This window comes from Pseudomonas frederiksbergensis (assembly GCF_003732665.1).
GTDB lineage: Bacteria > Pseudomonadota > Gammaproteobacteria > Pseudomonadales > Pseudomonadaceae > Aquipseudomonas > Aquipseudomonas frederiksbergensis_G.
Genome location: NZ_MOBP01000005.1, coordinates 184,527 through 204,275 on the forward strand (window position 1 = coordinate 184,527; position 19,749 = coordinate 204,275).

At 50.5% G+C, this 19,749-nt stretch carries 17 protein-coding genes and 1 pseudogene; 14 read left to right on the forward strand and 4 right to left on the reverse strand.

What is annotated here, in order from left to right; translation table 11 throughout:
- Positions 1-6: 6 nt before the first annotated feature.
- Positions 7-426 (reverse strand): periplasmic Zn2+ metallochaperone PmcY, encoded by a 420-nt coding sequence (gene pmcY / locus BK665_RS08650; protein ID WP_123404612.1) that lies wholly within the window; start codon positions 424-426, stop codon positions 7-9.
- A gap of 109 nt (positions 427-535) precedes the next feature.
- On the opposite strand from pmcY, the gene hrpB (BK665_RS08655) reads away from it, so the two are divergent.
- From hrpB (BK665_RS08655) to hrpB (BK665_RS08680), 6 genes are all read left to right on the forward strand, one after another.
- Complete coding sequence (gene hrpB, locus BK665_RS08655; protein WP_123404614.1) at positions 536-3,019, forward strand: ATP-dependent helicase HrpB; 2,484 nt, start codon at positions 536-538, stop codon at positions 3,017-3,019.
- Positions 3,020-3,107: 88 nt separating this feature from the next.
- Positions 3,108-4,598, forward strand: a complete 1,491-nt coding sequence (locus BK665_RS08660; RefSeq protein WP_123404616.1) for a site-specific integrase — start codon at positions 3,108-3,110, stop codon at positions 4,596-4,598.
- Positions 4,588-6,477 (forward strand): hypothetical protein, encoded by a 1,890-nt coding sequence (locus BK665_RS08665; protein ID WP_123404618.1) that lies wholly within the window; start codon positions 4,588-4,590, stop codon positions 6,475-6,477. The genes BK665_RS08660 and BK665_RS08665 overlap by 11 nt, the downstream gene beginning before the upstream one ends.
- Positions 6,477-8,522 carry an integrase gene (locus BK665_RS08670; protein WP_123404620.1) on the forward strand — a complete coding sequence of 682 codons (2,046 nt, stop codon included), beginning with the start codon at positions 6,477-6,479 and terminating at the stop codon, positions 8,520-8,522. Before BK665_RS08665 ends, BK665_RS08670 begins: the two co-directional genes overlap by 1 nt.
- Before the next feature lie 3 nt (positions 8,523-8,525).
- Positions 8,526-8,954 (forward strand): hypothetical protein, encoded by a 429-nt coding sequence (locus BK665_RS08675; protein ID WP_123404622.1) that lies wholly within the window; start codon positions 8,526-8,528, stop codon positions 8,952-8,954.
- A gap of 86 nt (positions 8,955-9,040) precedes the next feature.
- Positions 9,041-11,563: an ATP-dependent helicase HrpB gene (gene hrpB / locus BK665_RS08680; RefSeq protein WP_123404624.1), complete on the forward strand. Its 2,523-nt coding sequence runs from the start codon at positions 9,041-9,043 to the stop codon at positions 11,561-11,563.
- A gap of 2 nt (positions 11,564-11,565) precedes the next feature.
- On the opposite strand, the gene BK665_RS08685 is transcribed toward hrpB (BK665_RS08680), so the two are convergent.
- Entirely contained in the window at positions 11,566-11,976 is a 411-nt protein-coding gene (locus BK665_RS08685; RefSeq protein ID WP_259699583.1) for a sigma-70 family RNA polymerase sigma factor, read from the reverse strand.
- Between the two features lie 443 nt (positions 11,977-12,419).
- Between BK665_RS08685 and BK665_RS08690 the strand changes: the two genes are divergently transcribed.
- The 6 genes and pseudogenes from BK665_RS08690 (at position 12,420) to BK665_RS35315 (ending at position 16,921) form a co-directional block, all read left to right on the forward strand.
- Positions 12,420-12,890 carry a hypothetical protein gene (locus BK665_RS08690; RefSeq protein WP_123404626.1) on the forward strand — a complete coding sequence of 157 codons (471 nt, stop codon included), beginning with the start codon at positions 12,420-12,422 and terminating at the stop codon, positions 12,888-12,890.
- 17 nt (positions 12,891-12,907) lie between these two features.
- Entirely contained in the window at positions 12,908-13,636 is a 729-nt protein-coding gene (locus BK665_RS08695; protein WP_123404628.1) for a metallophosphoesterase, read from the forward strand.
- Positions 13,637-13,743: 107 nt separating this feature from the next.
- Entirely contained in the window at positions 13,744-14,148 is a 405-nt protein-coding gene (locus BK665_RS08700; RefSeq protein ID WP_123404631.1) for a DUF6957 family protein, read from the forward strand.
- A gap of 49 nt (positions 14,149-14,197) precedes the next feature.
- A complete protein-coding gene (locus BK665_RS08705) occupies positions 14,198-14,554 on the forward strand; it encodes a hypothetical protein (protein ID WP_123404633.1) in 357 nt (118 codons plus the stop codon).
- A gap of 891 nt (positions 14,555-15,445) precedes the next feature.
- Positions 15,446-16,423 carry a DUF4145 domain-containing protein gene (locus BK665_RS08715; protein ID WP_123404635.1) on the forward strand — a complete coding sequence of 326 codons (978 nt, stop codon included), beginning with the start codon at positions 15,446-15,448 and terminating at the stop codon, positions 16,421-16,423.
- Between the two features lie 343 nt (positions 16,424-16,766).
- A pseudogene (locus BK665_RS35315) lies at positions 16,767-16,921 on the forward strand (DUF4113 domain-containing protein).
- A 61-nt stretch (positions 16,922-16,982) separates the two neighbouring features.
- Here the strand turns inward: BK665_RS35315 and BK665_RS08725 are convergent.
- Positions 16,983-17,966, reverse strand: a complete 984-nt coding sequence (locus BK665_RS08725) for a DUF3644 domain-containing protein (RefSeq protein ID WP_123404637.1) — start codon at positions 17,964-17,966, stop codon at positions 16,983-16,985.
- A gap of 30 nt (positions 17,967-17,996) precedes the next feature.
- Positions 17,997-18,353, reverse strand: coding sequence for a hypothetical protein (locus BK665_RS08730; RefSeq protein WP_123404639.1), 357 nt, complete (start codon positions 18,351-18,353; stop codon positions 17,997-17,999).
- Between the two features lie 682 nt (positions 18,354-19,035).
- Between BK665_RS08730 and BK665_RS08740 the strand changes: the two genes are divergently transcribed.
- The gene (locus tag BK665_RS08740; RefSeq protein ID WP_123404642.1) at positions 19,036-19,599 is read left to right on the forward strand and encodes an ABC-three component system protein; all 564 of its coding nucleotides are present in this window, start codon (positions 19,036-19,038) and stop codon (positions 19,597-19,599) included.
- Between the two features lie 41 nt (positions 19,600-19,640).
- Positions 19,641-19,745 (forward strand): hypothetical protein, encoded by a 105-nt coding sequence (locus BK665_RS35320; RefSeq protein ID WP_375538926.1) that lies wholly within the window; start codon positions 19,641-19,643, stop codon positions 19,743-19,745.
- The last annotated feature ends 4 nt before the right edge of the window (positions 19,746-19,749 follow it).

Here is a 19,749-nt window from a genome sequence, read left to right on the forward strand (position 1 = left end):
TCTTCCTTATGCGGCAGGTTGCAGGCCGAACATGGCCAGTTGCTGGGTGCTGCCCTTGTGCTGGATCAGGCGTGGGTCGTCCAGCGGAAAGCTGCGGCCCAGTTCGGTTTCAAGAATAGTCTGCAACTTGCGGTTATCGACCTGACCATCCGGACCGATCGCTTCCTTGAGTTTCTCCGGTGCCACCTGAGCGGTCTTGCCCGGCTCGAAATAAATCGCGCCGGTGGCGAAGTCGACCGCAAAAGCGATCAGGCCAGGCACGATATAGAACAGCAGGCCCACGGCATCGAGCACCGCAATCGCAGGGTCAACCTTGCCGTCAATCTGACCGCGACGGTCAGGGTAGAAAATCGAACCGCAGGCGGTCACCTGGGTCAGCAGGGTGGCGACCAGAACACCGCCAATCAGGCGAAAGGGAACACGCATAGGAAATCTCCTGGGTCATTTGAAAACGAATGGGCGTCTGTATGAATTAGGACTGTGATTAACGCCAAGCAGTTCGCCGTTATACTCGGCCCTCTGTTTGGGAGCCAGCATGATTTCTTTGCCGATCGATGAAGTTTTACCCGCCCTGCGTGAAGCCTTGGCGACACGTCACGAAGCCGTGCTCGAAGCACCGCCCGGCGCCGGTAAAACCACCCGCGTGCCGTTGGCCTTGCTCCACGAGCCGTGGCTGGCCGGGCAGACCATTCTGATGCTTGAACCGCGTCGGCTGGCGGCGCGGGCGGCGGCGGAGCGTTTGGCTAGTGAGCTGGGGGAGAAGGTTGGTGAAACCGTCGGTTATCGCATTCGCCTGGACAGCAAAGTCGGTCCCAACACCCGCATCGAAGTGGTCACCGAAGGCATCCTCACCCGGCGTTTGCAGGATGACCCTGCGCTGGACGGCGTGGGCCTGCTGATCTTCGATGAATTCCACGAGCGCAGCCTCGACGCGGACCTGGCGCTGGCCTTGAGCTTGAATGGCCGCGAGCTGTTTCGTGACGACCAGCCGCTGAAAATCCTCTTGATGTCGGCAACGCTGGAAGGCGAACGCCTGGCCGGGTTGCTCGATGATGCGCCGATCCTGCGCAGCGAAGGGCGCATGTACCCGGTAGCCATGCGCTGGGGGCGGCCGTTCCAGCCCGGTGAATTCATCGAACCGCGCCTGGTGCAAACGATCCTCGAAGCCTTGAATGATGAAACCGGCAGCGTTTTGGTGTTTTTGCCGGGGCAGGCGGAAATCCGGCGGGTGCATCAGCAGCTGGCCGATGCGTTGGGCGACAGCCCGCAGGTATTGCTCTGTCCGCTGCACGGTGAACTCGATCTGGCTGCGCAGCGCGCCGCGATTGATCCGGCGCCGCTCGGTAAGCGCAAAGTGGTGCTGGCAACCAACATCGCCGAGACCAGCCTGACCATCGACGGCGTGCGCGTGGTGATCGATGCCGGGTTGGCACGGGTGCCGCGTTTCGATCCCGGCAGTGGCATGACCCGCCTCGACACCCAGCGCATCTCCCGCGCCAGCGCCACGCAACGTGCCGGCCGGGCCGGGCGCCTGGAGCCGGGAGTGTGTTATCGCCTGTGGTCCCAGGATCAGCATGAACAACTGGCGGCCTACGCCAGTGCGGAGATTCTGTCGGCGGACCTCGCCGGGTTGGCGTTGCAACTCGGGCGTTGGGGCGTTCTGCCGGGGCAACTGGTGTGGCTCGACGTGCCGCCCGCCGCCGCTTATGCACAGGCTCAGGATTTGCTCGACCGCCTCGGTGCGTTGGACGGTGAAGCACTGACCCGTCACGGCCAGGCCATGGCGCAATTGCCGGCCCATCCGCGTATCGCGCATTTGCTGTTACGCGGTGAGGCGTTGGGGCTGGCGGACATGGCGTGCGATGTCGCCGCACTGCTCGGCGAGCGGGATATTTTGCGTGGCGCTGGCGCCGACCTGCACAGCCGATTGGTGCTGTTGTCCGGTGAAGAGCGCGCCGCTCGCGGTGCCCAGGGCGGCGTGCAACGGGCTCGGCAACTGGCGCGGCAGTATCGTGGCTATTTGCGCGGTAAAGCCTCGGAACCGGTCAGCGATCCCGATCATCCGCGCTGGCTCGGGGCGTTGCTGGCGCTGGCCTATCCGGATCGGGTCGCGCAACAGCGGCGCGCCGGTGGTGCGGAATATCGTCTGGCCAATGGCCGGGCGGCGCTGTTTGCCGAGGCCGACAGTTTGATGAAGCAACCCTGGCTGGTGATCGCCGATCTCGGCAGTCGCCAGGGCCAGCGCGAAGAACGGATTTATCTGGCGGCGGATTTTGATCCGGCGCTGTTCGACTCGGTATTGGCCGAGCAGGTGCGTTGCGTCGATCAACTGGATTGGGACGAGCGCGAAGGGGTGCTGCGAGCTGAGCGCCAGCGCAAGGTCGGCGAGTTGATTCTCAGCCGTGAACCCCTGACCGGTCTCGACGAAACCGCCCGCAGTCAGGCGCTGGTCAATCTGGTGCGACGCAAAGGCCTGGAACTGTTGCCCTGGACCCCGGAACTGCGGCAGTGGCAGGCACGGGTGGCGTTGTTACGCCAGTTGGACCTTGGCGCCAAGGGGGAAAGTGAATGGCCGGATGTCAGCGACGCCGCACTGCTGAAAAATCTTGAACACTGGCTGATGCCATACCTGGGCAAAGTCTCGCGACTCAGCCACTTCGCCAACCTGGACCTGTCGAGCATCGTGCATAACCTGCTGCCGTGGCCGTTGCCGCAACGGCTGGATGAGTTGGCACCGCATCATCTAAGCGTGCCGTCCGGTTCGTCGATTCGGCTGGACTACAGCGAGCAGCCGCCGATTCTGGCGGTGCGTTTGCAGGAACTGTTCGGCCTGGCCGAAACCCCGCGCATTGCCGGTGGCCGGCAAGTGGTCAAGCTGCACCTGCTGTCCCCGGCGCGGCGGCCGGTGCAGGTGACCCAGGATCTGGCGAACTTCTGGCGCAGTACCTACGCCGAGGTGAAGAAGGATTTGAAGGGGCGGTATCCGAAGCTATCACGTAACGTTCTGCTATTGGCATGATCCTGTAACGTTAACGGATTGACATTTTTCTTGAGGTTTTATCGCGCAACGTTTAGGTTTGACAGATTTGCCTGATAGGATGTGTGCGGTGGCTGCCTTCGTAAATCCTGACCATTCGAAGCGTCTGGTTGTAATCCCTCAAGTGAGTGAGGCGTTTGGTGATCTTTATTTCGGCATACAGCCGGAGGGATCGACGCCTGTTGACATCATTGGTCTGGAGCGCCCTATCCCCGGATTTCAAGTGAAGGAATCTGTTGGTGATGCCATTACGCGAAGCATTTTCAATATGCCCTTCTTGTTCCATCGCTGTGGAGAGCCATGGATAGAGGCAAACTCATTTCTGATTGACCTTGTTAGGAATAAGCACGCCCATAATCGGCCTACTGATGAGGCTAAGCGAAAGGCCAGCCGTTTGTTGGATTACTTGATTTTCACAGAAGAAAACAATATCAACTGGCTCGATTTTTCAGGAAAACGAATCACTCTACGACCAACATATCGCTATCATGCTCATCTTATGGAGAAGAAAGGTCGTGGGCCCGCAGTGTGCAATCAATACACCGGGGTCGTGTATCAGTTTTACAAGTTTGTCTCGCGATATTGGCACTCCATTGATATTAATCGTGTGGATACTGTCAAACAGATTAGTATGTTCATTGACGGCGCTCATGGCTTCACTCGGCAGATCACCGTTGAGCAGCGAAGCCAAACACAGCGTTACAATAAAACCAAAGTTGTTCCCGCTGGTTTTGTTGATGACGAAGGTGAATGCCTAAGGCCATTAAGCAATTCTGAATTAGCGAGTGTTGTCTCGATAGTGAACTCGGATGGATGGGATGCACAGGAACGGTTGATAGTTCTGTTTGCCCTCATGACCGGGGCACGAAAACAGACAGTCCTGACATTGAGGGTTAAGCATGTAGAGGCCTTGATTAAAGGAATGCTTGAACCCGAGGGCACATATATCTTGAAGGCTGGGCCCGGTACCGGGATCGATACCAAGAACGACAAACCCCAGACGCTACACGTTCCCAAAGATCTCGTAGAGGATTTGCTCACCTATGTGCAAAGTGCCTACGCAAAGAGTCGACGCCAACGCTTTCTTCAGCGCTATGCAGTTGGCTTCCCCGATCTAGAGGCGATTCCGAAAGGGGAGGAATACGTCTTCCTTTCAGAGCGAGCTAACTGCTACTACATGGCCGCCTCTGACCCACGGTACCCCTTCGTTAAGACCCGTCCTCTGGGGGCTGTGGCCGATACGATCAAGAAAAAACTGATGCGATCCGTTCCGGCAGATTTTCCTAAAGACTTCACTTACCACTGGCTTCGAGCGACCTTCGCTTATCAGCTGTATCAGCTTTTGGTTCCAAGGCTGGAAAACCGCAGCCTACTCCCTGGCGAGGAGATTTCGATTATTCAGGAGCGACTCCATCATGAGCGGCGAGAAACCACCGAAGGCTACCTGAAGCTTTTCACTATGATCCCGGAAAAGGTGAGGGCCCAAGAGAGTTACGAGGACGCACTTTTCAAGATGTCTTCGTATCGGCATCTGATTTTGGTGAATCGCGATGCAAATTGAGCTGATTCGGCGCAAAACTTATACGGCTAGCTTGTCGTTTATCGGACAGCAAGATGACATCATCTACCCGGAGCTGATTACGCTGAAACTGGATCATCGGCGCTCTCCTTTAGATGTAGGAGTGCTTGTTTACTCTACCCGCGAGAAAGTCAAAGGCGGGTACTTGGTCGATGTTAAATCCGTAGTCCCTAGCAGAAGAAATGCTCTCATCGCGTTGTTGGATCGCTACTATGTAGAAGGGTCGAGCCATAAGACCATCGAGACAGAGCTCAAGAGCCTGGAGTCGGGATTAGACTGGTGCGACAAAAATGGCATTTCTGGTGTGCTTTGCAACACCGAGTCGGCTCGGCTAGGTTACGTCGGGTTTTCAACCCATCTCTTTCAGCTCATTCTCGGCCCAGATCGAATGTCCCCGCATACAGGTCAGCTTTATCAACGGTCTCTTAGGCGTGCCATTGAATTACAGTTTCCGTTGGAGGCGGAGTACATTCTCACAGCGGTGCCCTCTGTAGTGCCTAACCAAGAGGGACTTGATCCCCCAAACGAGCGCGCTGTTCAGAGGTATGTAGATACCGCTCTCGTGCTTGCTTTTACCTTTTCGAGGTTTCTGATTGACGGTGCTCCATATCCGCTGAAGCTTGAGATCAATGACTACCACACGCATATTTTTCCTGGTACTGGGAAGTACATCACTCCTCTCACTGAGGGGCGACATGAGTTTATGGCTTACGATTACAAGGACGGTCGTATTAAGAGTCTCAAAGAACTGATCTTAAGTCACCCTGGTAAACGTCCTCGAGATTACAATAAGGCTATACATAGCGCCATCTGGGCAGTGGATGATGCCAATTCGGATAATTATCATCTCTTCAGGATGAGATTAGCTTCTGTAGCGATGAGAGCATTTGCTTGTCTGCTAAATTCTGTGATAGGTGCTAATTCCGGTGAGTTGATTCAGTTTTTATACGATGATGCTGTAGAAGTTGTTAAGTCACCATTGAAGAATGAGCTATCCGCAATCAAACTTAGGGCCAAAGGTTTAGAGGTTAACTATTCAATCGGGCGTGGCCCTGGTATGGAAATTTTGCGGGAGTACCTGAAATTTCGCGATTGGGTATTACGGGGGCGGGAGTCGGAATACCTATTCTTCCAAGCGATTGATTTCGAGGCAAACTCGGACAGTCCCAAGCCGCTAGAAGATAGTTTTTCCACTAAATTTTATACTATTCTGAATGGCATCTTTCTTCCCAAAGGTTCAGGCAATATCCCGCCTCGGCTGATGCGTAAGCATAAGAGCCTGACCCTTCATCAACTACGGCACTCACCACTTTTAGTTAGTGCGGTAATGAACCATTCCGAACGTACGAATGCCGCCTATTACACTGGGACTACGCTTTCAAATCAAAAGGAAGAGCTTGGGAATTATTGGGCAGCTATTAAAAAAGCTGCCGAGCGGATTAAAAACGCAGGAAATACGGCAGGGGTATCTATAGCCGTTGGACACTGCGAGGCCATTGATAATCCGCAGAAGGATATTCCCGTTGTGTCGATTGAGCCAGACTGCAAGACTCAATATGGGTGCTTGTTTTGCGTTCATTATCTCGTGCATTCAGACGAGACGGATATTCATAAGCTCCTAAGTTTCCTTTTTGTCATTGAGGCTGTTAGATCTAATGCGCCTAATTTCGAATTTTCTGAAGAAATTTTCAAAGATGTTGTCATCCGCATTGAATCTATTTTGGGAGCGATCTCTGAGCGGTCTGTTGAGACTGCTGATTTGGTCGTGATGATGAGAACAAAGGTTTTTGATCTTGGCATCCTTACAGTTTTTTGGGAGCGACGTCTTCAGCGTTATGAGAAAATGGGTATCTACTTCTAATGTCTAAGTTCTTTCAAATCCTTGATAGTGAGAAGCAATTCACTGAAGCGGCTCGCATCCCTGTAAATCCGGCTTGGAGGCCTCCAACAGACTTCGTGATTTGTCGAGACCTTAACGGCGTACCTACTGCCGTCTACGGTGGCAAAACATGGGATCTCAATCCAGTCAGGCTCAAGGCAAACGTCGTAAGTCTCATTTCGTTCGACAGTATTTTTGATGAAGTAGATGCTGAGCGGGCTTCACTTGTTGAAGAGGTTCGATATCTCCTGTTTTGTGTATATTTTTATGTTCGAACAGGAAAACTCGGCAGACTCAGTGTGAGTACACTGATCAAGTATTTTACCGTGCTGCGAATCGCTGCACGGTACTGCTACGATCAAAAATCGAATCCACTAATTGGCGCTTTGAGTCTTCAGCAGTTGTTTTCCAATCCAGCTTACCTTGATGGTTACAGTCAATGGATAATCAAGAATGATTTTGGAGAAACGATTCGAAAGGGCACCAGATCGATATTGAATCTCATGGTTGCCATTGGTGAACAGCGGCTTGGGTACAAGCTGCATGGTGTCTTTCACGTAAAATTTGGAGTCGATGACAAAACCTCAAACCAAACGCCAATTATACCAACGCGCATATACCTTGGTTTAATTAACTCTTCAGGGGACTGGTTGGATTTGCTATATGACAACAGCAAGGCGCTTGAAACTTTTCTAAAGTCATTTGAAAATCCTCTCTATGGTCGTAGCCAAAAAGCTCAAGACTCCATTGTTTCAGATCTCTCATCGTATGAACTAGATTTTCAACAGGCACTGCTTTCTCACCATTTGGAAAACATTTTTGCTGATGATCTAAGTTGCGGGCAGCGAAACCATTTGTCTGGAGCAATCTTGAAAATTCAGTGGATTCTCACAACTGTGATTCACCTTTACACGGGCATGCGCGACCAAGAAGTCATGCGGTTGCCATACAATTGTGTCAGTGAAGAAGAGGTGTTCGCCGAAACTGTTGATGACCAAGGAATCACACGTGATAAGCCGATGATTGTCCAAGTCCTCTCCACTACTACTAAATTTACTGGTTACCGCAAAGCTGCTGCTTGGCTGGCTACTGATGAAGTTGTTCGTGCGGTTGAGGTTGCTAGATGTATCTGTCGCGGCTTATCAGCGCTGTTCAAGGTGTCACCTGAAGATATGCCTCTTTTCTTAACTCCTGCAATTATCAACTATCCCGATACAAAAATTGGTGTATCCGAGTTAGATTTTAAAAATAAGCCAAAACGATTAAAGCAGTTTCACAGTATCACGGAAGCTGATTTTCAAGAGCTCCAGGCTAGCGATCCGGGACGCGATTTTTCTCTTGAGTCCAAATTTCAGATTGGCTCGATGTGGCCTTTCGCTACTCATCAGTTCCGTCGCTCTCTAGCTTTTTATGGTCGAAACAGTGGTTTTGTTTCGCTGCCTACGCTTCGGAAGCAATTCAAACATCTTACCACTCAAATGATTCGTTATTACGGCAATAATTTTGAGAGGCTTAAGACAATTTTTGGCTATTACGACCCAGAACTTGATGATTTCATCCTGCCGAAAAACCATGTTCTGTTTGAATACCAGGCTGGTGTCCCTATGAGTATCGCCTACGATCTATTGGATCATGCTTTCGGCAGCGATAGCCCGATCTTTGGGGGTACTGGTACCTACATCTCAAATCAGCGCAAGAAAATGGAGCAGGGCGATATCCACATCGTTGATGTCAGGAAAGAAACTGAAAAGCTGGCTGCGGAAGGTAAGATTTCCTGCAGGCCTACCTTGCTAGGCGCCTGTACCTACGCTGGAAAGTGTGAGTCCTATCTTCTTGGCGATGCAGCCCCTTGCACGAGTTGCGCGGACGGTATTATCGAGAAAGATAAGCTCGAAAGGGCGATTGCAGATAATGAGGCAGACCTCGCCTTGTATGAGCCTGGCTCCGGAGAATATCAAGTGGTCAAGACCGAGCTCGATAGTTTGAAGAAGTTTCACCAGAAATTCATAGCTGTAGTGAAGGTATAGCCGATGGCCACTAACGGGATGGATAAATGCAGAGAGGCCTTTGAGAGAATCAAGGCCGGAAAGCCACATGTTGCCGCGCATGTGGGCTTAGATCCAACAAAGATCACAGCTGGCATCGTCAGCGTGGAGGCTGGCTTCGACCGTGGATACCTCAAGAAGGATCGACTGAGTCACCGAGCTTTGATCGCCGACATTGAGGCCTATCGTAAAAGCTTTGGCACCGAGAGTTCCTCTAAGGCGCTGCAGGTCAAGCGAGCAAATGACAAGGTGACTCAGGCTGTTTCCGACTTGGAAATTGCCCGTAGCCAGCTCTATCACGTGATGGCTCAGAACGTTCAGCTTGTTGAGCGAGTACGGGATCTGCAAGGCCAATTGAAGGCCCTTAGCAACGTCACTCAGTTGAAAACTGGAGCAAAGAGACAGCCCTCCTGACCATGCTCGGTCAGTTCGATAGATTGGGGTGGTAAAGGGAGGTGTACGAGCCTTTGTATACTGCGCACCTCGTTGCAGGAGTAAACATGAATTCGTTACCTATCGATGTTGTATTGCCAGCTCTGCTCCAAGCCCTCCGAGAGCGCGACGAAGTGATCCTTGAAGCACCTCCAGGTGCGGGCAAAACCACTCGAGTACCCTTGGCGCTGCTAAACGAACCGTGGTTGGGCGACCAGAAAATCCTGATGCTCGAACCACGTCGGCTAGCAGCTCGGGCTGCGGCTGAAAGGTTGGCGAGTGAACTCGGTGAGAAGGTCGGTGAAACTGTCGGCTACCGCATCCGCCTTGACAGCAAAGTAGGGCCGAAAACGCGCATTGAGGTGGTTACCGAAGGGATTCTTGCCCGCAGGCTGCAGGAGGATCCCTCACTTGAAGGCGTGGGCCTAGTCATCTTCGATGAGTTCCATCTCCGCAATCTTGATGCAGATTTGGCCTTGGCGCTGACGCTTAATGGGCGCGAGATGCTACGAGACGATGTCTCTCTCAAAGTATTGCTGATGTCCGCAACGCTAGAAGGTGAGCGGCTCTCTCGATTGCTCGACGATGCCCCCATTGTCACCAGTGAAGGCCGTATGTACCCGGTCACGACGATCTGGGGAGCTCCGTATCAAGCAAATGATTATCTTGACCAGCGTGTGGTTTCGACATGCTTGGATGCTCTGGAAGACCAAGTTGGAAGTCTATTGGTATTTCTACCCGGGCAGGCCGAAATACGACGAGTACATCAGTCTCTGAAAGATCGCTTGGGTGATCGAGAAGACGTGCTGCTTTGCCCTTTGCATGGAGAGCTCGAGCTAGGCGCACAACGAGCTGCGATTAACCCACCTCCTGCAGGAAAGCGAAAGGTTGTGCTGGCCACCAACATTGCTGAGACCAGCGTGACTATCGAGGGTGTTAGAGTAGTTATCGACTCGGGACTTGAACGCGTGCCTCGATTCGACCCGCGCAGCGGAATGACCAGATTGGACACGCAGCGGATATCGAAGGCGAGCGCGACTCAACGAGCGGGACGTGCGGGTCGTCTCGAGCCAGGTGTTTGTTACCGGCTTTGGTCAGAGGCTCAGCACGATCAACTGCCATCCTACGGTACTCCTGAATTACAGCAGGCTGACCTTGCTGGGCTAGCTCTGCAACTGTCCAGATGGGGTGTCCTTCCTACTGATCTGAAATGGTTGGATGTCCCGCCTGCAGCTGCCTATTCCCAGGCCTGTGACCTTCTCCTTCGCTTGGGCGCTCTGGGTGAGGAGCGGAAGCTCACAAAGCATGGTCAAGACATGGCGGAATTGCCGGCGCATCCGCGCATAGCCCACCTGCTTCTCCGAGGTCATGCTTTTGGCCTTGGACATCTTGCATGTGATATCGCCGCTCTTCTCGGGGAACGTGATATTCAGCGTGGAGCTGGTGCAGATATCCACACTCGCCTTGCAATCGTCTCTGGAGAGCAGCGTGCCGAGCGTTCCGAGCAAGGCGGTGCACAACGTGCTAAGCAGCTTGCCAAGCAATACCGTTCTTATCTGCGTGGCCCGATTGCCAACCCGGTGACAGATCCTGAGCATCCACGATGGGTGGGAGCTCTATTGGCCCTCGCATACCCCGACCGTGTCGCTCAACAACGTCGTGCTGGTGGTGCTGAGTACCGTCTCGCCAATGGCCGTGCAGCCATGTTTACCGAAAGCGATGTGCTGATGAAGCATTCGTGGTTGGTGATCGCTGATCTAGGCAGTCGCCAAGGCCAACGTGAAGAGCGCATTTATTTGGCGGCGGACTTCGATGAGGAGCTGTTCAACTCAATTCTTAGGGAGCAAGTCCGTCAGGTGGATGAGCTGGACTGGGATGAGCGAGAAGGCGTGCTTAGAGCAGAGCGGCAGTTGAAGGTGGGGGAGTTAGTGCTTTCCTCCGCACCTCTGGCAAACCTTGATGACGGAGCTCGCGTCCAGGCGCTGATCAATTACATCCGGCGCAAGGGAATTGAACTCTTACCTTGGACTCCAGAATTGCGCCAGTGGCAAGCGCGTGTAGCACTTCTGCGTGATCTGGATTTGGAGAAGGGGAGCACAAGTGATTGGCCAGATCTTCGTGACCAGGTGCTTCTGGAATCTCTAGGGGAGTGGCTTGCCCCATACATCGAAAAGGTAACCAGGCTCAGCCACTTTGGTCAGCTCGATCTGTCATCAATTTTGCGCAACCTGCTTTCCTGGCCACTGCCGCAGCAACTCGATGCGCAGGCCCCCCAAACAATCGCGGTGCCCTCAGGGTCGAATATTCGAATCGACTACAGCGAACGGCCTCCCGTACTGGCAGTGAAGCTCCAGGAATTGTTTGGCCTTGCGGACACACCGCGCATCGCCAACGGACGTCAGGTGCTCAAGCTTCACTTGTTATCGCCAGCGAGGCGTCCTGTGCAAGTCACCCAGGACTTAGCTAACTTCTGGCAGTCGACGTATGCCGAGGTTAAGAAAGACCTCAAGGGCAGATATCCTAAGCATTTTTGGCCAGACGATCCCTTGATCGCAGAAGCCACCGCTAGGGCTAAGCCGCGAGGTACATAGACTCAATGACTAACGGCGGACTCAGCGTCTGAATGCCAGATTTTATGGACGGTTGAAGCAGCCATCCCGAGTTTCAAAGATGTCTGCTTTTGCGTCATGCCTTCAGCTTTGCAGGCAAGCACAGCTTGAATTCTCTCGGTAGGTATCGGTCGCTTGCCGGATCTACCAGTTATTAGATTACCGCCTTCAAAATGGCTCGGTAAGCTGGAGAGCACCCCCAAGGCTTCAAGCTTTTTCATCTCTGTCTGCAGATGGGTAATGAACGCAGAGAGAGATTCTCGACGCTCGTAACTGGATGCCATCGACAACAAAGCAATGGGATCGACATCCAGTCGTGCGCTGATGCGCTCGAGCATATCCAGTGTGATGTTGGATTTCGCGTGCTCAACATTGTGCAAGTGCCGGGCTTCCACTGCGCCGCCTAGTTGCTCTTGAGAGAGACCGCGAGCTGTCCTAGTCGAGCGTAGGATTGCTGCCAGCGTTGATCGCGAAGGCATGAGTGCTTCCCGCAAAGGGAAGGATAAGGCCACATTGATCAATTCCTATCCATGCAATATGGTGCGTGATTGAGAATTATTGGTATGATGACTACGACCGCTCCATACATGAGCTGAGGGGCAGATTACGGCTCCCTTTGATATCAGCGGTGTAGCGCCGGTTTGTCAATTTATAGGCTAAATCGCTGAAGTACGTTGCTTCCGAATCTGCGCAGGTCGGGCTGACAACGGTCTTGTGTCTTGCTCGTGCGCCAACACCTTGCCACTCGGAGTCAGCGTGAGACCTCCTATCTTCGGATGGGTTACCGGCCCGCCGTATTTCGAGCTACAGCACCGCACAACGAGGAAAAAGTCGCGAAATGTTTATTACTCATGAGGCTTACTTAGACAGCGAGCCAGACTCTCTTGGCTCTGACCGTACTGCTTGGAGAATGGTGGAGTTTGAATCTGTGAATCCTTGTTATTACGTGACCGTCCGCTTCTATGAAGGGAGCAAGCACCGTACCAAGAAGATGATGCCAGCAGACGTGTCCATGCTGTCCGATGTGCTCGCGACACAAGATTCAAAATTCTCAGTTGAGGAGGTTCAGGTCGTGACCTCACCTCGGCTGAACGGAAGTGATTCAGAACGCATGGAAAAACTAATTTGCCTGTTCGTCGGATACGACCAAAACGGTGAGTGCGTCTTTTCGCTTCACAAAGTTGCGAGCGGAGCTGTTTACAGCAGTGCTGCAGATATTCTCGACGCTCGTTCAGTCATCGACATTCGCATGATCTACGAGGATATGCAGATTGCTCATCCATCAGCTCAGGAATGTGCGGAGCACTGAACTACACGGTGGCTCCGATGAAGCTTCAAATCTATTCAGATCTGCATCTCGAGTTCGCTCGGTTCGATCCCACCCCAAGCGCTGCAGACGTGGTCATCCTCGCTGGCGACATCGATCTGAAATCACGTGGCGTGAAATGGGCTAACGAAGCGTTCCAGTGCCCGTTGATCTACATCTGCGGAAATCATGAGTACTACGGCGGCCACACCGAGCGCACGCTCCGCAAAATGAAGGAGGCGGCAGCTCCTCATGTCCACGTTCTCGAAAACGAAGCCTTGATCCTGAACCAAACTAGGTTTTTGGCCACTACAGCATGGACAGATTACTCGTCGACCGGAGATGTCGTTGCCGCGAAACGCGTCGCCTGGGAGTGGATGAACGACTACACCGTCATCAGAACTGATGAGAGTTACCGTCGCCTCCGTCCAGATGACTTGATCGTTAAATCCAAAGCGGCCTATGCCTGGCTCACACAGGAATTGGATAAGCCATTCGATGGCAAAACTGTTGTAGTTACACACCATGCGCCAGCGTTGGATCACGTGGCTGATGATCTTCCCGCACACCTGATCGCAGCCTACGCCAACGATTGGCCGGAGCTTTTGGGCAAGGCGGATCTTTGGATTTACGGACATACCCACATTGCAGCGGATTTCTTAAAGCGTGGATGCCGAGTCGTTTCCAATGCTCGAGGATATCCAAATCAACAGACTGGTTTCGATCCGGATTTTTTGATCGAGCTTTGATATGCAATCGGTCAGTCATGACCCTCAGCGGTCAGAATTTCGCTGCATGTAGGCGTCGGGCTCCGCTATCGGTGTCAGCTGCACCTGAATCGAATTCGAGAAATTACATGGTTACGTTAGAAGAGATTTCCCAGCTCCTTTACGGCGCAGGGGAGGTGATGGCTGGCTGGCAGGGCACCCAGGATGAGCTGATTGCATTGGCTGTAAAAGCGTTCCCAGGGAAAGCATTTTGCGTAGTGCGGCAGTGGATTTTGATCGACCTCACAGTGACACCTGATGAAAAAGTAAAACTTACAAAGCTCGGTCTACTTCCCGCCACGCTTTACGCTCATGAGATAGTCCTGGACAGCAAAGGTCGTTTTCAACCAGCCATGTGGGTACGCAGCAATTTTGGAGTGTCCTTCACCGCAGGCTGTATGTTTGAAACTAAAAATACGGTGTACCTGCTTCATGCCGCAGGCCAAAGAAAAAAAGCTAGCTTGGCTGCCGCGTTTTCGATGTCCGCTGGGTGAGCTGTGACTACGAAAAACACATATTGAATCGTTTTGGAGCTATGGCCGGATGCTAGAAGAAATTGCAGTGGAGATCCACGGTAAGGATGTGAGTGACTTTCAGCTGAGTCGCTTGGTGCGAGCGAGCCTGCGAAAATACAGCGTGCCGATTAGTGCTTTCATCAGTGATGCTTTCATCGCTGAGGATACGTGCGTAGGTGTGTCTTTTGACCACGTAGAGAAACACGAGGGATACCTTAAAGCAGATGGCGCCATCCTCCGGACAGGAAAAATTCACACCGTACGGAAAGAAGGGCGTTTCTGGCTGCTTGAAACACGAGAAGGCAATTACGTAATTGGCAGCTTTCTGCGGGGTGTTGGGCGGGTGAGTTTTCTTAAGTTTTTGCGCACCGGCGAGCGTATCTGAGTATTCAGTCAAAGAGCTCCGAAACCGTATTTCGGAGCCCTTCATTTGATCGGCTCTATCTTGTGATTCTCATCATCTATTGGCTGTTGCCGCGAGACTAGAGACCGGGCTCAGTAGCCGAACTCGCTCAACAATTTCTGCAAAAACTCGCGCCGCCTTTGCACGATTCACAGGATCAAATAGTCCCGGTCAGTGTCTCTCATCGACAGGTGTCCAGCGTCCAAAAGGCCGTGAATGTAGCCCTCAGCTTTGGCCCCTTGCTTCGAGCAATGCCTCAATGGATGTGCTTTTGTAGATGTTGCCAGCGATGAGCTGCCACCGCTTCATTTGACGCTATCCAACCGCGTCGTCCGAAAATTTTGGTGCGTTGATCAGTGCGTGGAAATCGTTGGGTAGGCTAGCTGTGCTCAAGTTGGGTTCTCAGAACAGTGATGTCTGAGCCGAGGCTATCATGCGCACACTCAATCGCCTGTCACTACCTGGGGCATTGGTGAACCACCTACCTGATTGGATTATTCCCCCGTTACGGCAAGCCGCTTGCGCGAAGAAGCGATTGCCTTTCTGCCGGGAAATTGCACAGGATCGCACGCCAGCTTAAATCCATTCTGACCAGCTTTTTGCATCGACTTTGACGCTGGATCTAGATGAGCGACCGGCAGAGATCGACCCAAAGCCGTTAGTCAGGACTGGTAGGAACTGACTAATAGACAGCTGTTGATTGCAGCAGAGTTCTCTTTCAATATGGTTATTTTGTACTACAACCACTTACAAGTAAAAACATTTCAGCCCTTCGTCCAAGCAATGGACAGCAATCACTCCGTTATAGTAGCCTTGAGCCATCCGCTTGCAAGTTGCCCATAACTCGCTGCACTAAACGATGATGATTAAAATATGAAAGAAGAATGCATAATTAAAAGTGATTGCCGATCTTGCAGCCGAAATACAAGGCACGAAATTATTTCTAAAGTTGAAGATAGGGATTCAGAATATTGGCGTATCAAGTTAGAGACTTGGAGTATCATACGGTGCCTTGGTTGCCATACGTATGCATTCCATCGACGATTTGACGAGTTGGATCGAATTGAGGATGAAATAATCGAGGATTTGAAAGAGGAAAGTACAGAGGAGGATAGTTTTTATTACCTAAATCATGTTCGAACTGATATTTATCCAAGTGTAATAAAAAACCATCGTACACTTACGCACACTGGCTCTCTACCAATACTTATTAAAACTATATATGAACAAACTCTAAAGTCTCTAACTCAGAATGCAAATGTGCTGGCTAGTATTGGATTAAGGGCATGCATTGAATCAGTGTGCAATCATTTAGAAATATCCGGGCGCAATCTTCAGCAGAGAATTGACGCTCTATTCAAGAACGGCCACGTTTCGAATGGCGAAAAAAGGCGACTACACGCGATTCGATTTCTCGGAAATGATGCTGCACACGAGATAAAAGAGCCTGAGTATCATGATATACGAGTCGCTCTGGATATCATTGAACATCTACTTAATAATGTTTTCATACTGGAGCGTAAGGCAGGATACCTTAATACAGTAACGGAAAATTATGTTGACTTTATAAAATTATTAAAAGCATGTGCGCACAATCATGTGCCCGATAAAGCTTTTAGCCTGGCAGAGCTTTTGGGTAAACAGATAAAACTAATACCTTCGGGGCCGAGCTTTGATCAATTTGAATTACAGCTAAGTCAAGAAGTTGATTCTGGTGTTATCAAATTCTTGACAAAAAGCTCGGTTGAAATAGGTAAAGGAAAAAAAATATCGCTATATGAGATCAATGAATTGCAATTGTATGATGATGAAGATTTTGATTTTATATTTGATGATGAAAACCCATTCTAGAAGTATATGGCGCGGACATGATACTGGTTTGGGATAGTTGCTTATAGTAGCTATCTAAATGTTTTTAGAGCCCTATAGTGTCAGGTTTATACATTGTTCGCGACCTGGCGACCAACAGATTACCCTCAATAAGTGATTCGATTGTGGCGAGTCGGCTTGAGGTGTATACCCCACCGACGATGTTCGATTGATGACAAAGGTTGCCGTGGAAACGGTAGATTGGGTCTACCGGCCAGGTTTCAAGTACAGTAAAGCTGCGGTGCTCCTGCTCAACCTTTGCAAAAAAGGCGAATACACCGGAGACCTCTTTTCTATCTCTCAGCCAGAGACCACTGAGAACGTCATGAGTGTGTTGGACGCTATCAACACACGATGGGGCAGAGGCACCTTGCGGCTAGCGAGTGTGCCAACCGATCCGGACTGGGCATGCGCCGGGAGATGATGAGTCAAAGTTTTACTACCAGGGTGGATCAGCTTTGGACTGTGTACTGTAAATAGTAGTAACTGGATTCCATCAAACGGGGAGGCCTCTAAGATTTTTGTGTGTCAAGAAGTTCTATTAACGAAACCGCCGATCTTGACTCTCACATTCTTTCATAACCTTTTCCAACCATGTTTCATACCAATACCAAGTGGTTCCAATTTTAACTCCCAAGCCTTTTGCAGGGTGTTTCGCGTCCCAATTCTGCCACAGTAAAGTATGATCCCTCATAGTGAAACGGTTGTATCCTCCCTCCTGAACTAAATTCACGATTTTGGAGGGCAAATGCTTCGGGCGCTCAGTTTCTTTAATTTGAATGTATTTCGTGTTCACCCCTTCAGCCATCTCAGATCCAGGTCTAATAAATTCAATTACTTGGTCTGCTTGTCCTTTGTGATTGGCGGTCTTTGGCACGAAAAAAACGCGATAAGAGAATTTGGGGTCGTTAAATTCTTCCTCTGTGAGATTTAGATCAAACGCTGTTATGTAAGCGCGAATATTTTCAGGCAGGCCGTCTGCCTGAGAGAGTTTGTCGACCTGCTCTTTATTTAAGGACGAAAATTGAAGACTGAAAGATAGGTGTTTATCGATACCGAAGTCCTGACCAAACAAACTCTTTATCAGCTCGTTATAGTTGAGGCAGCAAGCTTGAAACCGAGCACTGAGAAACTGGTCAATTCGAGTCGTCATTTGGTGTTCGATCTCGTGCCGAAGTCCGATCAGAAAGCGGAGATTGTTAGCAGCACTTACATCTACGGGGGACTCAGGATGGTTCAAACATTTTTCGAGCTCCCAATATTTTATCGCGCCTTTAGCTGTTTTATCAAATCTCTTTCTCGCTCCCTCCATTCGAAAGTGTCGGTATTCCACCCCTTTTTTTCTGTAGTAAGCGTGAAGTAAATATGTCCAGGATATCATCATCAAAACAATGAATATTTCAGACTTAAATATTAACGCCGGGTTATTGAATATTTGAACTGAGGCTAAAGCTGCTTCTCTTGACTTTTTGGTTAACTCGCTAGCAACTGACCCGATAGTCCGAATTCTTTTCTTAAGTGCCATGTTTGTCTCCTCTGATTTTCAAAGGTCGAACTAATTGGGCTTTTTTGACTGCGCCTCCTGATTGCCTAAGGAGACTATCGCTTTTTCCGCAGAAAACTCTATTTCCTCACCATTCGCAAAAACCGCCACAAAGCCTTGTGTTATGCCGCCGTATTTTCCTGATCCTCGGTGAACGTCGCGAACATAGAAAGCTATGGCCTGTCCCGGCGTTAGGTGATTGGTATATGTGCAGTACCTAGAATAAAGGTCACTTAAAAGGTCAAATTCCCTAGATGAGCTGATTTTCAGTTTGGACGCATAATATTTGTCACGAATGTCGTAAAAAAAGCGGTGTGCAGCTTTCTGGGTAGCGAAATTCTCGTCGAGAACTCTAAGATTTTTGCCCATGCTTTTTTCCTTCTCTATCCATGAATAATCGGTTTCCGTCGTGACGAAGCTATCTCATCGACGAGAAGGAAAACAAGATACCCGTCGCCGATTCTCCCAGAGCTATTTATACGAGCATGCTATCCAATGGCTTGTAGAGTGGAGCTAGGTTTATCGTAGCTCAGAGAAATGGTAACGCCGCGTCGCCTCAGCTGGCCACGGTACTGGGCTTGCACGTCTTCCATTGCATTAGCGGAAGATGCACAGGGGGGAGCTGATGATTTGGTCTTATGTTCACGCATGGACGTGCCAGGCGATGACGCGCATTCTGGCTAGGCGGTTGGTGACTTGTTTAGCTAGGTGCAGCTGGCTGCTAGGTGTAAACGAATGTTCGAAATCGGATGAGTAAAGGATTGGTCGCTTCTATGGTGATGTGGCATATTGCTATTCTTGAATCTCAACCGCATGACCATCACGAGGCCTCGTTTCTGATCAGGCTTTATAGCGAGATAAAGTAATGGAATATTTGACGCACGTTTTCACATTTCTCGCTGGTTTAGGGGCCGGCTGGACGTTAAAAGTCGTGATAAGTAGCAGGACTACAAAAAATTCCATAAAGCGAAATGTTGTTCAGAAGAACAACACCGCAGGGGGAGACATTGTCGGAGGTGACATGAACAAGAATTCAAAAGGATAAGATATTTTGTTCATTAATCAGGCAAAAAATCAGGTGTCTGGTGATTTGATTGGTGGGAATAAGTCTGAAACTACAATCAATATCACGGGATCTCAATCTCCCGATGAACTTACATTGTTGTACGCAAAGCTTAAGTCAAATGGTTCAGGTGATTTGTCGGACGGCACATTTTGCGAGCAATTGGAGCATTACCTCTCTGCGGTAACAGATGGCGATGTGAGAGGATTAGCCGCTAAGCTTGAGGAAAGTGGACGGGAAGACCTATTGAACTTCGCAATGGGGTTGAAAGAGCGCGCAGCCAAGTCGTTAATGCGGTATCAGACATCTCGTACTGCGCAGCGCGTATACACTATTATTCTGGATGAGCTGCATACCAGCTTTATGTTGTCTGTAACGCCGGTCATCCAGGCTGGCGCTAGTCGAGACGAAGTAGATCAAAGGATTAACCTAGTTCTTCAGCAAACAAAAGCTATGCTAGGTGAAAATATTCTTGAGTTTACCGTTAAAGATCTTCTGTCACTTTTGTATTTTTTAGGTGGTAACTGTCATATAAGGTGGGATAAATGCTGATTTATCATCCGGCTTATGATGCGTATCATTGCGTTTTCAGAATGCTTTGCATAGTAAGTATATTGCCGAGTATCGAGCTGGATAAGGCTCGGCTATTAGATTTCTATCTGTTATTCCCTTCTGCTATTTCCTTCTGCTATTTCTAAAATT